Annotated in this window: 12 protein-coding genes; 2 read left to right on the top strand and 10 right to left on the bottom strand. The window is 41.0% G+C overall.

Annotated features, from left to right (window positions below; all coding sequences use genetic code 11):
- Positions 1 to 11: 11 nt before the first annotated feature.
- On the top strand, positions 12 to 2,027 hold the full coding sequence (gene mnmC, locus EDI28_RS00855) for a bifunctional tRNA (5-methylaminomethyl-2-thiouridine)(34)-methyltransferase MnmC2/FAD-dependent 5-carboxymethylaminomethyl-2-thiouridine(34) oxidoreductase MnmC1 (protein ID WP_128782937.1): 2,016 nt from the start codon (positions 12 to 14) through the stop codon (positions 2,025 to 2,027).
- 102 nt (positions 2,028 to 2,129) lie between these two features.
- Here mnmC and EDI28_RS00850 read toward each other — a convergent pair whose 3' ends face one another.
- The 3 genes from EDI28_RS00850 to EDI28_RS00840 form a co-directional block, all read right to left on the bottom strand.
- Positions 2,130 to 2,462: a hypothetical protein gene (locus EDI28_RS00850; RefSeq protein ID WP_128781953.1), complete on the bottom strand. Its 333-nt coding sequence runs from the start codon at positions 2,460 to 2,462 to the stop codon at positions 2,130 to 2,132.
- A 318-nt stretch (positions 2,463 to 2,780) separates the two neighbouring features.
- Positions 2,781 to 3,947, bottom strand: coding sequence for a nucleotide sugar dehydrogenase (locus EDI28_RS00845; protein WP_128781952.1), 1,167 nt, complete (start codon positions 3,945 to 3,947; stop codon positions 2,781 to 2,783).
- Positions 3,948 to 4,133: 186 nt separating this feature from the next.
- The gene (locus EDI28_RS00840; RefSeq protein WP_128781951.1) at positions 4,134 to 5,525 is read right to left on the bottom strand and encodes an MBL fold metallo-hydrolase; all 1,392 of its coding nucleotides are present in this window, start codon (positions 5,523 to 5,525) and stop codon (positions 4,134 to 4,136) included.
- Positions 5,526 to 5,951: 426 nt separating this feature from the next.
- Between EDI28_RS00840 and wecA (EDI28_RS00835) the strand changes: the two genes are divergently transcribed.
- Complete coding sequence (gene wecA, locus EDI28_RS00835; RefSeq protein WP_128781950.1) at positions 5,952 to 7,052, top strand: UDP-N-acetylglucosamine--undecaprenyl-phosphate N-acetylglucosaminephosphotransferase; 1,101 nt, start codon at positions 5,952 to 5,954, stop codon at positions 7,050 to 7,052.
- A 649-nt stretch (positions 7,053 to 7,701) separates the two neighbouring features.
- Here the strand turns inward: wecA (EDI28_RS00835) and wecA (EDI28_RS00830) are convergent.
- From wecA (EDI28_RS00830) to EDI28_RS00800, 7 genes are all read right to left on the bottom strand, one after another.
- The gene (gene wecA, locus EDI28_RS00830; protein WP_128781949.1) at positions 7,702 to 8,811 is read right to left on the bottom strand and encodes a UDP-N-acetylglucosamine--undecaprenyl-phosphate N-acetylglucosaminephosphotransferase; all 1,110 of its coding nucleotides are present in this window, start codon (positions 8,809 to 8,811) and stop codon (positions 7,702 to 7,704) included.
- Between the two features lie 98 nt (positions 8,812 to 8,909).
- Positions 8,910 to 9,830, bottom strand: coding sequence for a UTP--glucose-1-phosphate uridylyltransferase GalU (gene galU, locus EDI28_RS00825; RefSeq protein ID WP_128781948.1), 921 nt, complete (start codon positions 9,828 to 9,830; stop codon positions 8,910 to 8,912).
- Positions 9,831 to 10,086: 256 nt separating this feature from the next.
- Complete coding sequence (locus tag EDI28_RS00820) at positions 10,087 to 11,253, bottom strand: nucleotide sugar dehydrogenase (RefSeq protein ID WP_128781947.1); 1,167 nt, start codon at positions 11,251 to 11,253, stop codon at positions 10,087 to 10,089.
- Between the two features lie 519 nt (positions 11,254 to 11,772).
- Positions 11,773 to 12,825: a DUF1972 domain-containing protein gene (locus tag EDI28_RS00815; RefSeq protein ID WP_128781946.1), complete on the bottom strand. Its 1,053-nt coding sequence runs from the start codon at positions 12,823 to 12,825 to the stop codon at positions 11,773 to 11,775.
- Positions 12,826 to 13,120: 295 nt separating this feature from the next.
- The gene (locus tag EDI28_RS00810) at positions 13,121 to 14,023 is read right to left on the bottom strand and encodes an ATP-grasp fold amidoligase family protein (RefSeq protein ID WP_128781945.1); all 903 of its coding nucleotides are present in this window, start codon (positions 14,021 to 14,023) and stop codon (positions 13,121 to 13,123) included.
- Positions 14,010 to 15,119, bottom strand: a complete 1,110-nt coding sequence (locus EDI28_RS00805; RefSeq protein ID WP_128781944.1) for a glycosyltransferase family 4 protein — start codon at positions 15,117 to 15,119, stop codon at positions 14,010 to 14,012. Before EDI28_RS00805 ends, EDI28_RS00810 begins: the two co-directional genes overlap by 14 nt.
- A gap of 67 nt (positions 15,120 to 15,186) precedes the next feature.
- A complete protein-coding gene (locus EDI28_RS00800; protein WP_128781943.1) occupies positions 15,187 to 16,071 on the bottom strand; it encodes a hypothetical protein in 885 nt (294 codons plus the stop codon).
- Positions 16,072 to 16,258: the final 187 nt, after the last annotated feature.

The raw sequence follows: 16,258 nt of genomic DNA, 5'->3' as shown, positions 1-16,258 counted from the left end.
CTTTGTCTGAGTTGTCTAACAAGCGCATTGAAAATGCCATTCTTGACTGGAACGAGTCCGGTACCCCGGTATCCAATGACTTTGACGATGTTTATTTCTCCAATACCAACGGCTTAGAAGAAACACGCTATGTTTTTCTCAAGCAAAATGGCTTACCCGAACGTTGGGAAACCTTCAATCGCCGCCGCTTTGTCGTCGCTGAGACCGGATTTGGCACCGGGCTCAACTTCCTGGCTGTCTGGCAGTGGTTTAAAGCCTTTCGCGAGGCTCACCCAAATGCCGCAACCAAAGAGCTTCACTTCATCAGCTTCGAAAAGTTTCCGGTCACCAAAACCGATCTGATCAAAGCCCACCAGACCTGGCCTGAGCTGGCCGAACTGGCAGAGCAGCTTCATACTCATTACCCGCCAGCCGTTGCAGACTGCCAACGTATCGTGCTGGAAGACGGCATGATCACCCTCGACTTGTGGTTTGGCGATATCAAAGAGTGTATGCCTCAAGTATGGACCAATGATGACGGTATCGTGGATGCCTGGTTCCTTGACGGCTTCGCACCGAGCAAAAACCCTGAGATGTGGAATCAAACCCTGTTCGACGGTATGGCCAAGCTGGCGCGACAAGACTGTAGCACAGCAACATTTACAGCCGCAGGTTTTGTTCGCCGAGGTTTAATTGAGGCCGGTTTTGAGATGAGCAAGGTAAAAGGCTTTGGCACCAAGCGTGAGATGCTGGCGGGTACACTCGCTCAACGCCATAGCAAGGCTAACTTCAAGCCATGGTTTACACGAACTGCCGCAGATGATACTCAAAACATTGCGATCATTGGCGGCGGGGTCGGCTCGGCAACAACCGCCTTATCACTGGTACGCCGCGGAATAGATGTCACCTTATACTGCGCCGATCCCCTTCCTGCTGAAGGGGCTTCAGGGAATCGCCAGGGAGCTGTCTACCCCTTACTCAACGGCTCTAACGATGCGCTTTCCCGCTTCTTTGCGCCGGCCTTTGTCTATGCTCGCCAATTTGTCGAGCAAGCTGCAGAGAAGACATCATTTGCTCATGACTGGTGTGGTGTTACCCAGCTAGCCTGGAATGAAAGTGCAGAGAGAAAACTTGGCAAAATGTTAGACGGCGGCTTTCCAGAAACCCTCATCAGAAGTCTGGATACAGAACAAACAGCACAAACTACCGGTGTTGCGTCAGGCCATAGCAGCGTGAACTATCCGCTTGGCGGCTGGTTATGCCCGCAAGAGTTAACCCGTGCGCTAATACAACAGGCACAGGAAAGCGGCCGCCTTACACTCAAAAGCAATGCCGACATTTGCGAGCTTACTGAACTCGATGACAATTCAGGCTGGATGCTCACCGACACAAAGAAAAACCGATGCCAGCATTCAACGGTTATCGTCGCCAACGGCCACCGTTTTGCAGAATTTGAACAGACCCAAGCCATTCCCGCCTACTCGGTGCGTGGGCAGGTCAGCCATATTCCAACCAATACCTCGTTATCCCCGCTAAAAACAGTACTCTGCTATGACGGCTACCTGACACCAGTAAACCCGGCGACACAAAGCCACTGTGTTGGTGCCAGCTACCGCCGCGGCTGTACTGATCTCGCTTTCTCTGATGAAGAGCATACAGATAACAAGCAACGTTTAGTCGACTGTCTTCCAGATGCTGACTGGCCGACAGAGATTGATATGACTGACAAGCAGGCACGTGTTGGCGTTCGCTGCGCCAGCCGAGATCACCTTCCGTTTGTCGGTGATGTCTGCCGCTACGACACATTAATCGAACAATATGCCGATTTGAGAGAGAAGCAAGACAACGCAGACAATGTGCCAACTTATCCGAATCTGTATTCAATGATAGGCTTGGGCTCGCGCGGACTAAGTTCGGCTCCCCTGCTGGGTGAATTACTGGCCTCCCAAATTTGCGGCGATCCACTACCATTGCCAAACGACGTGCTCGATGCCCTCCATCCGGGACGAATGTGGGTACGGCGATTGGTTAAGGGGAAAATGTTGTAAGGGATTGAGTTTCGAGGGGTGAGTTTAGAGTAACGAGAAAAAGCAAAAGGGAGTTCTTTTGCTTTTTCTAGACACTCGTCTCTAGACTCTCGAAACTGATCGTTATTCCGCCTGAACCGTTACCGGTGGTGCCGGATCGTCACCGCCGCCGGTATCTGACACCGCAACACCAATGACTATCGCAGCCACACCAACAGCAAGTACCGTTGCTGTTAAGCCACCAGCAGAAGCCGCCAATGCCGTATCAATCCCAGCCGCTGTTCCCGTCGCTTCAGCCGTTGCTTGTGACGCAGCATTAACCGAAGTAGCCGTCGAGGTATTGGTCGATGCCCGTGTAGCTGACGGGGCCGCTGATTGAGTAACTGAGCCGTCTGCAGCGCATGCAGACATGCTTATCATCCCGGCACAAAAAAGTGCAATTGTTAATTTGTTCATATCATCCCCGAATACATAAGCGAGTTTATTGATATGTGTGTAAGTATAGGAGAGATCCAAGAATTTAGAGGCAAGTTTATCAGGGGATTTTAGAGGTCTCAAAGATGAGAAAAGTGATGAGAGCAGAGCAGAAAGAAGCAAGATGAAAGTATCGAGAGGCGAGGCAATCTGCGACTAAACCGGTAAATTGGCAAAGTCCTGTGGTCAACCTCTCCGAGCCTCAAAATGAAGTCAAGCTTTGGCTTTTTCTCGAAACTCGAACCTAGGGACTCGACACGGCTTCTCCATAGGGCCTTAGGGCCACAGCACCGCTCTTAATCAATCTTCCCCGAACAAATCGCGGGTATAAATTTTATCGGCAACATCTTCGAGCTCTGCAGCCATGCGATTTGAAACAATCACGTCAGACATTAGCTTGAACTGTTCAAGATCGGTGATCACCTGGGAGTTAAAGAACTCTTCTTCTTGCAATACAGGTTCATAGACAACCACTTCAATACCTTTGGCCTTGATGCGTTTCATAATGCCCTGAATGGATGAGGCACGGAAATTATCGGAACCACTCTTCATGATCAGACGAAATATCCCCACCACTTTAGGTCGCTTGCGGATAATGGAATCAGCAATAAAATCCTTGCGGGTTCTATTGGCTTCGACAATCGCACCAATAATGTTGTTCGGCACTTCTTGGTAGTTCGCCAGTAATTGCTTGGTATCCTTAGGCAAGCAATACCCACCATAACCAAATGACGGGTTGTTGTAATAGGTACCGATCCGAGGGTCCAAACCAACACCTTCGATAATTTGTCGACTATCAAGACCGTGTTTTTCAGCGTAAGAGTCTAACTCATTAAAATAAGCCACCCGCATGGCTAGATAAGTATTTGAAAAGAGCTTCACCGCTTCGGCTTCGGTTGAGTCTGTAAACAAAACGGTAATATCGTCCTTAGCCGCAGCCTGAACTAACAACTCGGCAAACAGCTTCGCCCGCTCGGAGCGTTCTCCTACAATAATTCGGGAAGGAAAAAGGTTATCGAAAAGTGCTTTCCCCTCGCGGAGGAATTCAGGAGAAAAGATAAGGTTCTCGCAGCCTAATTCTTCTTTAATTCGCTCGGTATAACCAACAGGAACTGTTGATTTGATGATCATTACCGCATCCGGATTAATAGCCATCACATCTTTGATCACTGCTTCGACCGAAGAGGTATCGAAATGATTAGTAAACTGATCATAATCCGTGGGTGTTGCGATGATCACATACTCTGCATTTTCATAAGCACACTGCTTGTCAATCATTGCAACTAGGTTTAGGTCACGGCTTGTCAGATACTCACTGATTTCTTGATCCTCAATAGGAGAAAGTTGCTGGTTGATCAGGCTAACTTTATCTTCAAGAATATCGAGTGCGATCACATCATTATGCTGTGCCAGTAACACCGCATTTGAAAGACCGACATACCCAGTTCCTACAACAGTAATCTTCATTACTTGACCTCAAATTATTCAATTATCAGCTTTCAGAAAAAAAGCGCACATTGTAACAACACTGAGAAGCACTGTATCAAGTCACTATTGAAGATTAGTCGGTTTAAAGCTTTATGGCATAAATTTATCATTTTCTCATAAAGTCACCTCATAAGATGACCACAAAAATGACCGACTCTTATCGGGTCAATTTTTCTCATTCGCTGCAATAACGATTTCGCAGTCCGGCTTAATGGAAGCTAGCTTTCGCGCCAACGCTTCCTGAGCCTTAACATCGCCATGCACAATCCGAATTTGTTGCGGTCCATGCTTAATGTTGGCAACAAACTTCATCAAGTCATCCTGATCAGCATGAGCCGAATATCCAGACATCGAATGAACCGTTGCATTCACCGCTACCCTGCTATTTCTTATATCAACCTGCCTTGGCTGACCAAGCAGCTGCCGGCCCAATGTTCCTCTCGCCTGATAGCCAACCATAACCACATCCGTTCGCGGATCGGGCAACAAGGCGTCGAGATAATTCAAAATCCGGCCACCGGCACACATACCGCTAGCGGCAACAATAATGGCCGGCTCACCTGTCGCCTTAATTCTATTCACAAGCGCGATGTGGTCGGAATGCTGATTGATGGTAATACACTGCTCAAAGGAAAGAGGATGCCGACCGGTAATTATCCGCTGCTTCGCTTCTTTGGCCCAAAGCCGCTGAAAGCTAACGTACTGTTGAGTGACCCCCATTGCCAGCGGGGAATCCAAAATCACAGGCAACTGGTACCACTTTGCCAATGAACTGTTCTGTTTAGAGAAACCAGACATCGTTCGTGTAATAAGATTCTCGATATCAAACAGCAATTCCTGGGTACGACCGACACTAAATGCAGGGATCAATATTGCTCCGCCGTCATTCAGAGAGCGGTCAATGATCGTAGCCAATTGCTGCTCACGAAGCCTAACAGGCTGGTGCTGTTTATCACCATAGGTACTTTCGATCACCAATGTGTCAACTTGTTCAGGTGATTGAGGGTCAACAAGCAAAGGGGTATCACAGGGGCCGAGATCACCAGAAAAAACCACTTTTTGCTCTCCTGACCTTTCTCCTGGTAGAGACAGTTCAATATAGGCAGAGCCAAGTATGTGGCCAGCAGGCCTGAAGCAAATACTAACCAGCTCACCACTTGGCAAAATCAGCTCTACCCTGCAGTCAAAAGGAATTGGTTTGAGCAACCCCTGAACCAGACCAGTAAATTTTTCGCACTGCGCTTTATTTAAACCCAGGTGAATTTTCAGGCCGTCTTCCAGCATTAAAGGCAATAGAGCAGCCGTGGCTTCTGTGGCATAAATAGGCCCCCGAAAGCCAGCAGCCAATAACCAGGGCAATCGACCAATATGATCGATGTGGCAATGTGTCAGTAATAAAGCCCGGATATGATCAATAGGGAATTCAATATCTAAAGAACGCCCCTTCTCCTCTCCCTGAAAGAGCCCACAATCAACTAGTAATCCATGTGTACCAACCCGTATTTCATGGCACGATCCTGTCACGCCAGTACGAGCACCATGATGAATGATGTTCACGTTTTTGCCCTATGTCCAATGAGACTGACAAGATGATGGCAAATACATAACGAAGGGTAAGAGAACAACAGATATTGCTAGAGACATGTCACGGAAAAAATACTATTGATACGAGTAATATATAGTGAAGTGGAAGATCAAAAGGAGAAGCGAAGCGATATAGTCTCAAAAAGAAGACAACTACCTTTTTGACATACCTATCATTGATACATAATATTTTACTAATAACGGTACAACAAAATAGTGCTGCGCCAAAAAAATAACATTAGCAAAAAATATCCAATAGACATTATAGATGCTTCTAAAACGTTACCTTAGTCGCTTTAATAGACCAAACAGACTGCATGTTGCATATGTAACTTTAATGTCATCCGCAATAGATATAACATATGTCAGTTTTTTGCTTATATCTAAAAGGTCATAGCTATGGACAGTGGACTTGCACTCATTTTTATCTTTTCTTTTACCAGCCTGTTTGCACTGCGAAAGGTCGCGAAGAAAGTTCAGCTAGTCGACATTCCATCCGGCAGAAAACAACACCAAGGAGCGATCCCTCTTATCGGTGGTATAGCCATCTTTTTCACCGTTACACTCGCTCTTCTTGTGACACCTGACCTCGCCCGTAATTCCAACCTATACCTTTTTTGCGCCTCTGTTCTTGTCGTCACAGGTGCCATTGATGACAAGTACGATATTAGCTTCAAAGCACGGCTGATCATTCAGGTTCTGATGTCCATCATCATGATTAAATTCGGTAGCCTGTACCTCGCAAGCCTAGGGGACTTATTTGGTTTTGGTAACTTAACCCTGAATACACCGTTGAGCTACATAATAACGACATTGGCAGTACTAGGCGCCATTAATGCCTTTAACATGGTCGATGGTATAGATGGACTCCTAGGAGGTTTAGCTACCGTAACCTTTTCATCACTTGGCTACCTGTTTTGGTTAGACCATCAGCTAGACCTCTATAACTTCTGCTTTGTGATAGTGATCGCAACTGTCCCCTACGTAATGCTCAACCTCGGCTTTCCGCTTGGTCAACGCTTTAAGGTCTTTATGGGGGATGCTGGCAGTGTTTTTATTGGATTTACCGTCATTTGGCTGCTGGTCAACGGTACTCAAGGTGAAAACACACCGCTTCGTCCCGTTACAGCATTATGGCTAATTGCTCTTCCACTTATGGATATGGCTACAATCATGATCCGCCGTGTACGAAAGGGCCAGTCACCGTTTAAGCCCGACCGTGAACACCTGCACCATATCTGCCAACGCATAGGTCTGTCACAGAGAATGACTCTGCTTGCGATCTGTGGTTTGGCTTCCTTGCTAGCTTATATCGGAATACTGGGTGAACAGGCAGAAATTAGCGAGTCAATTATGTTTGGCGCCTTTCTCATGTTGTTTGTGACTTACTACCTGTCCATCACCTATATTTGGCGGATCACGGCATTTCTTCGCAAGTTCAATAACAGCTTAACGGCACTAAATATCAAAAAAGAGAAAAGTAATAATTCAGCCCCATAAAAGGTGCTAATTAACGCACAGGGAGAAACAATAGACAACACTAGCTCAATATTTCAAAAAGATCAGAGTCAAGCACTTTCATCATACCTTGCAATTTCAGATATACTTTTTAGTCATCGGCCTCTTTAAACATGTTTCATTATGTGTCTCATTAATAATACTTACATACCACCAAGTTATCACTACACTGAAAATATGCTCCGCTTAGGCATATAAGTATTGTTAACCTGATTGATATAGGTTTCTGAACTCTTGAGATTATATAAATAATGGTAACGGTGGACTAATAGAATAGGTGCAACAAGCTAAGCTTGGTTATCTATTGCAAGGAGGGATGTATGCAGGGTGAAAGGATTATCAGATGGAAAGAGGGACTAACGTCGAACGCAATGATCCATCTTGGATTCGTTATATTGTTGAAGTTAACACTATTTTTTGAGCAGCTTGAAAAATACGACAGGATGTCGAAGGCGATGAGACGGGAAGATAGAAGGCAAGAGTATTGAAATAAACAGTATGAGCACTTTAATAAAGCACCCGCTTATAATATAGCCCCGTTGTATTGGAATAATCACAACAGGGCATCAACTCTAACTATTTTCAGCTACCACTTGTAAACCCACTTTCCAGTCAAAGCTTGCTGCAGGCCTTAACCTTGCCTCTGGTCATGACCTTGAGTTTCCATATTAAAGTCAATTGGCTTATTGGTACCAAATACTTTATGGATAAGTGTAATAATGCGCCAAATGTAGCTGATCACGAAAAAGTAAACCGCGAATACACCCAAGAAACTGGCAAACATCACTGATTCACTGATCTTCTCCATATCAGACCAAATACCAATACCCGCCATGATAATTGCCATAGTGCAAATCACGAACAACGACATACCTGAAGAGAGGCCAATTCGCTGGCAGATATGGTGCAAGTGCTCACGGTCAGGCTTAAACGGAGACTGACCTTTACGCACACGACGTACCATAATCGTCGCCATATCCATCAGCGGAACCGCTATAACCCAAAGTGCTGTTACCGGGCGTATATAAGTATTGTTTTCCCCTTGGGTTGCTTCAATTAGCAACCAAATAACAGTAAAGCCAATAAAGATACTCCCAGCGTCTCCCATAAAGACCTTAAATCGACGCCCTAAAGGAAAGCCAAGATTTAACAGGATATAAGGTACAATCGCAGTCACAATTAAGCCGCAAACCATAGCCAGCTCCATATTCCCATCAACGAGAAACATGAAACCCAGCGCACCAAAGGTCACAGATGCCAAACCACCTAGAAGACCATCAATACCATCGACCATATTAAAGGCATTAATCGCCCCAATAACGCCAAGAACAGTGATGAGATAACTGGCGGCTACTGATAACTCAATGGCTTCACTGCCCATCAAGTAACCAAGGTTATGCAAACTCTTGTCACCAATCAACATCATCGCAAACGACACACCAGCCTGAATGATAAGCCGAAGCTTAAAACTGATGTCATAGCGATCGTCAATAACCCCAGTAATGACCAAAATAGTGGCACAAACCAAAAATAAAATGGCATCAGGCGTTGTATCTGTAAACAGTAAGAAAGTGAAAGCTAGTGTAATAAAAATAGACACACCACCAACAAGAGGAATAACACCTTGGTGATGCTTACGGGCGTTCGGCTTATCAACCAAACCGACTCGCTTTGCGACTTTTCGGAATACGAAGAGACTACAAAACGAAGCAATAAAGACAAAAATAAATGCGGTAGGCATAAAGGTTACTTATTAGGTTCGAGGTTCGAGGTTCGAGGTTCGAGTGAATGATAACGGAAAACAGTGCTAACCAACAATACTGCTGGCTAGCCTTATATCTAACTAACTAATTTCAATGCTTTATTCTCATTCATTAAAACCTTCAGATAATCATTGAAACCTGCGCCTAAAGTATCGTGACGCAAGCCATACTCTACAAACGCTTTGAGGTAGCCTAACTTGTCACCACAATCATGGGATTTACCCGTCATGTGGAAGGCTTCAACGGTTTCTTCCGCCATTAGCATATCAATCGCATCGGTAAGCTGAATTTCATCGCCTGCACCAGGTAGGGTTATGGCTAATTTATCCCAAATATTGGCGGATAATACATAACGACCGACTACGGCTAAGTTAGACGGTGCCTCTTCCATCGCAGGCTTTTCTACCATACGAGTCATAGAGCAAGATTTACCACCCGAGAGCTCAGCACCACCACAATCTACTACCCCGTATTTCGATACATCGGCCATAGGCACAGGTTCCACCATAATCTGGCTAGCTCCCGCTAATTCAAAGCGTGACAACATAGCTGCTAGGTTTTCAGTGCGTTGATCTGCCGTGCATTTATCTAAAATGACATCTGGCAGCACAACAGCAAATGGCGCATCACCAATAAGCGGCTTAGCACACAATACCGCATGGCCTAAGCCTTTTGCATGGCCTTGGCGCACATGCATAATGGTGACATCTGACGGACAGATAGATTGCACTTCTTCAAGCAACTGGCGCTTCACGCGCTTTTCAAGCGTCGCTTCTAGCTCGTAAGAGGTATCAAAATGGTTTTCAATAGCATTTTTAGAAGAGTGTGTTACCAACACAATTTCTTTAATGCCCGCCGCTACACATTCATTCACTATGTATTGAATAAGTGGTTTATCAACGATTGGTAACATTTCTTTGGGAATCGCTTTGGTTGCAGGAAGCATCCGCGTACCTAGCCCTGCCACTGGAATGACAGCTTTTGTTATTTTGTTCATAATAAAACCTTAATAAAAGTAACAACCTTGTCGCTCTTATTAGAGAGTCAACGTATCGCAGTAAACATGAGAGTTGTTCATGCAAATACCAGTAAGCACCACCTTACAGGTAAAAGATAGCAAGCGAAGTTGACAATATAGAGACAACTAAATTTCCAATTTTAACGAGAGTGGAAATTTAGTTTCAGAAAAGATGTGTATCGTATTTTAAAGAATGGCCATGGAAGAAATCGACTGACCATTCTTTGATTTTAGCTTAGTCACTACCGAAAAGATCACGGGTGTAAACTTTGCTTGCGACGTCTTCAAGTTCAAGTGCCATACGGTTAGACACAATCACGTCAGACATGGCTTTGAACTCTGCAAAGTCTTCGATAACTGCCGAGTGGAAGAACTCTTTGTCTTTTAATACAGGCTCGTAAATCACGACTTCAATACCTTTGGCTTTCAAGCGCTTCATGATGCCTTGGATACTAGAGGCACGGAAATTATCCGAACCCGATTTCATGATCAAACGATAGATACCGACACGCTTAGGGTTACGTTTTAAAATACTATCAGCAACGAAATCTTTGCGTGTAGTATTGGCATCAACGATTGCACCAATAATGCTGTTTGGAACATCAGCGTAATTAGCACGAAGCTGTTTGGTATCTTTTGGTAAGCAGTAGCCACCGTAACCAAATGAAGGATTGTTGTAATGATTACCAATACGCGGATCTAAGCCAACACCTTCAATAATTTGACGTGCATCTAAACCATGCGCCTCGGCGTAAGAATCTAACTCGTTAAAATAGGCAACACGCATCGCAAGATAAGTGTTCGAGAACAGCTTCACCGCTTCAGCTTCTGTCGAATCAGTAAACAAGACTTCAATGTCTTGCTTAACCGCGCCTTCAACCAATAAATTAGCAAAAATTTCAGCACGTTCACTACGTTCACCAACGATAATACGCGATGGATGCAAGTTGTCGTATAGCGCACGGCCTTCACGTAAAAACTCAGGTGAGAATATTAGGTTTTCACAGCCTAATTCTTGTTTAATACGTGCTGTATAACCAACCGGCACGGTAGACTTAATCACCATTACCGCATTAGGATTAATCGCCATGACATCTTTAATAACCGCTTCAACTGAAGAGGTGTTAAAGTAATTATTCTTGATGTCATAATCTGTTGGTGTGGCAATAATAACGAACTCAGCGTCTTTATATGCTAACTCTTTGTCCAGCGTTGCAATAAAATTCAATGGCTTGTTAGCTAAAAAGTCTTCAATTTCAGCATCAACAATCGGTGATAGCTTGTCGTTTAAAAGCTTCACCTTCTCTTCGATAATATCAACAGCAATAACATCGTGATGCTGTGCCAAAAGCATCGAATTAGACAGACCTACATAGCCTGTACCAGCAATAGCAATTTTCATATATTATCCATGATATAAAATTGATAGGAATTAAGATGTAGGATGAAACGAAAGTAATGAAATCTAATACCCAAAATAGTTAAGATATAAGCCTATTGGGGACAATATCAATGGATAAAATCTGTCTCACTCGAGAGACAGAAAATCATAACTTATTATTTTTACTAGATGATGACAGGAAATTTTCAACTCTCCCAATCTGTGTACCCTATTGGAGTAATTTAAGAACTTAATTATCAAAGACACAATATTCTCTACTGAAGAAATCTGTCAAATACATGGGTGTCCTTTTATTTCCGAAATACGCAGTGTGTGCCATATTTCTTTTTATCCTGTCTTATCATCCTTTAGGTGGCGCTTCCTAGTATTTAGATATTTTCTTTTTAATCATGAGACAATGATGAAGCACCAGACTGACCACTCAATAACAGATGGGACCAAGTGGAAGAGCTCACAGTTTCTATGTCAATAGGGTTTGATGAACACTTACCTAATATTGCATATTGTAATTAGCAATTACTAATATACACTTTCATACTGCTTAGTTATTTTAAACCAAGTATAGTGCTTTTTTGCCAGAACCATCATGTTATTACCATTGTCTGCTTTTTCTGTATCCGTTGTCCTCGTGATAAGTTCAACAAGCGCATTAACATTTGTAAAATAATGAGCCTTATTATCAGTACTGTATCGATTAAAACTACAGTCAAAAGCAAAAATCGGACGCCCAAAATGCATCATCTCGACTAACGAAGGATTAGTACCGCCGGCAGAGTGACCATGCAAGTATAGAGCACAACCTTTACGTAGTTTGTAGAGTTCATCTAAATCATAAATGGGATCTAATAAATCAATATTTTTGAAATGGCCATACTTAACTTTTAGGCTTCTGCCAAACTCACTCCTGTTCCAATTCCCAACAAACTTCAATTGCATCTTTACCTTTGAAAATGATTCCAGAATCATCTCAATGTTATTTTCAGGTTCGATACGACACAGCGCAAAAGCATATTCCATTTGATTAGTAAAAGCTTGTGTTTTTCTCAAAGCATGATCGCCACCGTATGCAATTGTAGTGCTATCAACTCCATACTCTGCATGAACATAGTCAGTAATTGCTTGATTATCAGTAACCACAACGTCCGAAAATCTAACAGCCAGTCGTTCTGATAGCTTAAGAAAACGTTTAGTAAAATATCCCCACTTATCACGCTTCCACTCTAATCCATCAATATTTGTTACAATTTTAGATTGAGAGCATAATTTATATAAAGGTAAGAATAGACAGCCTGACACTCCTAATATAAGCACAACATCAGGCTTACGTTTAATGCAACTAATAAGGGAAAGTACATCATAAGGGATGCTCTGAACACCATTAGCTTTCAATGGTAAGTAAGTGAGCAAAGCACCATTAAAATACTTCTTGTGAGTTTTATAAGCAGGCTTTGAACAAAAAACTTGATACCTAATATTGCCAGATTGATTTAAGACCAAATTTTCGACTAAAGATTCAAAACCACCATAATTACCAGGAAGACCGACAGTACCAATAATACTAATTTTTTTCATAAATGTGATTCATCTTATGTATTATTATTACAAAAGCTAAAGTCTCATTATAACAACTAACACCAAACATTACGCTCTGAAATAATTATCATTCGCTCATAAGTTAATTAAAAGACGCCAAATGATAGTTTAAAGCATAAATATAACAAAGGTGGGCAAAAATTCATTTTTTAAATATTGCGCATTGCTTTTCTTAAATCAGAAAAGTGTAAACTATGCACCTAAACGAGAATTATAAATATACGAAGTTGGAAAACAAACCAAATTAATAAACAACAAACTTAAGTACTACTTTTTAATATCTTTTTCTATACAAAAGTTCATTATCAATATCCAACTTCCAATAACCACCCCATTCAAAATCAATTTTGGTAGGCTTAAAATCTTCCAAACCATTACCATGGGTTTGTGTCAATTCACCAATGTAAATCTTCCCATCAATATTAAAGAAATCAATTCTAATATAATCAAAGTCTTTAGACAATATTTCTGCTAATCTTATCATTTCTGAAAGGTTATCAGGCACGGCGCATTTATCAATTTTCGAATAGGACGAATTCAGTTTATAGTCCATTTCAACCCAATTTCGATCAAATATACTACGTTGGTGATTTTCGTACCTACCACGATCAACCTGAATTAACAACTCATCACCAAAACATTGAAATTTGAAGTCATCCGGCGTAAACATTCCTGATTCGAGGTAAGTTTCAGCTATGATCTTTCTTTGAATTTTCTGATAAAAGGGTTCATTAGTAAGTAGCCCAAAATCATCATTTAAAGCATTTCTAAACTTTTTTATAATCTCACCCGGATTTGCCTTATTTTTGTCTTTAACAATTTCTACATGGTCTGGGCCACTTCCATGGTTTGTTTTTAAGACAAAAGAATTCGGTAATTTATTCCAATCATCATAACTAAATGAATCGTATGTACCAAGTAAAGGTATCAAATAATCACTACCAATTCTTTGTTCTATATATTCCCTAACTCTATACTTATCCGCTATCATAGCCATTGTGTCAAAATTTCCATAACACTTTCTATAATATAACTTGTCATTAAAACTGACAGGTTTTTCAACATTAAGATGATAGCCATGCTTAGTAAAGAAAATACGGTCCCTCATTTTCTCATAATAAGCTTCTAATATAAAATCTGGAAGAATTGATTTAATTAAACGTCTAACTTTTAACATAATAACCTACAGTACCTTTAAAATAAGCCCCTAACTTTTGCTCATAAATTTCTTGGCTAAACTTCGCTTCAAATCTACCTAAGGCCACTAGAGACTGGGAGCTTAGGTAACTAAAATCAAAATATTTTTCAACTTTACTTGCTAAATCAAGAGAATCACCAGGAATAAACAAATCACCGCCTTGATTATTACCGATAATTTCAGTCAAACCACCATGATTACTTGCAACAACAGCACGTGCTGATGCCATTCCTTCAATTGCAACCCTTCCGAAAGGTTCAGGGTGTATGGATGGCACCAAAACCACATCACAATGATTATAAAACGCTTGAGGGTCACTAGAAAAACTATGGATTTTAACAAAATCAGATAAAGCTAATTTACTGATTCTCTTTTGCAACTCAAGCTTATAAAATTGTTGTCCCTTAGCTGTATCACCCACAATATCAAGATGAAGATTGTGCCCTTTATCAATTAAATACTTAACTGCATCAACCGCTGTTGATTGACCTTTCCAACCATTGATTCTTCCAATAACTAAAAGCCTTAATACATCATGCTCTACTATCGGATTGCTAACTGGTGCCTTTACACCATTATGAATGACATTTGTTTTATTTAATAAAAAAGGGAAGCTATTTTTTGTGTAATAAGAATTGAACACCAATAAGCTTCGGTTTAAAGCAAAAATTATTGAAAATACATATCCTTCTAATTTAGAAGAAGGAATTTCTCGCACATGGTTTATAATTTTACGCCCAAAAATAGAACCAATTAAATAGCCAAATATCACCATAGTATTAACATATACAAAATCATATTTATAAGTATTTATCATTGCTCTATAAGATGTCTTCGCTAATTTACCCAAAAACTTTATAGGCCTACGTATCTCCTTTCTAGCAAAGCTGCCCAAATTTTCATATCGAATTGAATTGACATGAGGTTCGAGTAATGAAATAAGAGGCCCATCATTGGGCAAAATAACATCAATAAGAGCCGTTGGGTAAGTCTGTCTCAAAACAACTATTGATTGAGCAAAACTACGGTCGGACCCATATAATTCAGCACTTTGGTGAACACATAAAATCTTCATTTAATATAACTTGATTCCAATATTGAAAATAAAATAAAATAAAACGCAGCTTAGAATTTTAACTTTTCTAATCATAAGAATTGTTGTAAAAATACTTAGTTGTGGAGAAAATAAACATTGAAAACCAAAGTAATGAGGTATTAATACCACTAAGCATAACCATTATAAACCATAATATTATTGTGACAGGTTCATTAAGTATGACCATTTTCTTGAAAGTAAGATAAAGAAAAAGCAAACACAGTGGCCAGCCGTATTCCAAAGCAAATGATAACATTCCTCCGCCAGTAAAATCATCCTTTACACCAGGGAATTCTAAAGACATAAACCCTTTTGTGAAATCGACACCGTTGCCAATAAAACCATTTAAACTGAATAGGCTAAGTTTATCAAAAGCGATTAGAAAAGGGACAACCCTTACTGACGCGCTATGATCCGCAATAATCATTTGCTGTTTATCCATAGTCAATGCCGATTTGAAAAATTCAAAAAACCTTTCAAAAGCTTGACTTTCATGACCAGAAACAGATATAGCACCTATTATTATTAACAATAAAAACACCACACTATTTCTTATACTTAAAAACCTAAAGATAAACAAAGATAATATTAAAAAGGCAGTCCCACTACCATTTGTAAGCAAAATCCACAGTAAGGCCACAGTTAATACTGAATCAGTCCTTAAATAAGTCATTAAAGTGAATTTTTTGCCTCTCATCTTTTCGGTTATAAACAAGTGACTGATCATAAGAATTCCTATGATCCTAGAGGCATGAGATGGTTCTACTGAAAGAGAGTTCAATTTCCATGGCGTATCAACCTGATAATTACTTACGTTTAAAATAGGAAGATCTATCAAAACACAAACTTGCTGAACCAGGAGCACAATAAAATAGGCGATAATTATACTGCGGATAAAAAATATATAGTTTTCAGAAGAAAACTTATTCAAAGCCAAACATTTCATATATGCTATGTAAGATATGACATATAGTGAAGTAAATAGAATTGTACTTACCCTAAAACTATCCTGGTTAGATATCAGAGAGAAACACCATAGTAAGCAAAGAAACAAATAAAATAAAACTTCTGTTTTGAAAAAACAAGACTTATTAAATATTGTACATGCTGAAAAAAAT

The organism is Photobacterium chitinilyticum (genome assembly GCF_004104355.1).
In the GTDB taxonomy this organism is placed as follows: Bacteria; Pseudomonadota; Gammaproteobacteria; order Enterobacterales; family Vibrionaceae; genus Photobacterium; species Photobacterium chitinilyticum.
The sequence above is the reverse complement of the archived record's forward strand: the minus strand, read 5'-3'. Positions and strand labels throughout refer to the sequence as shown.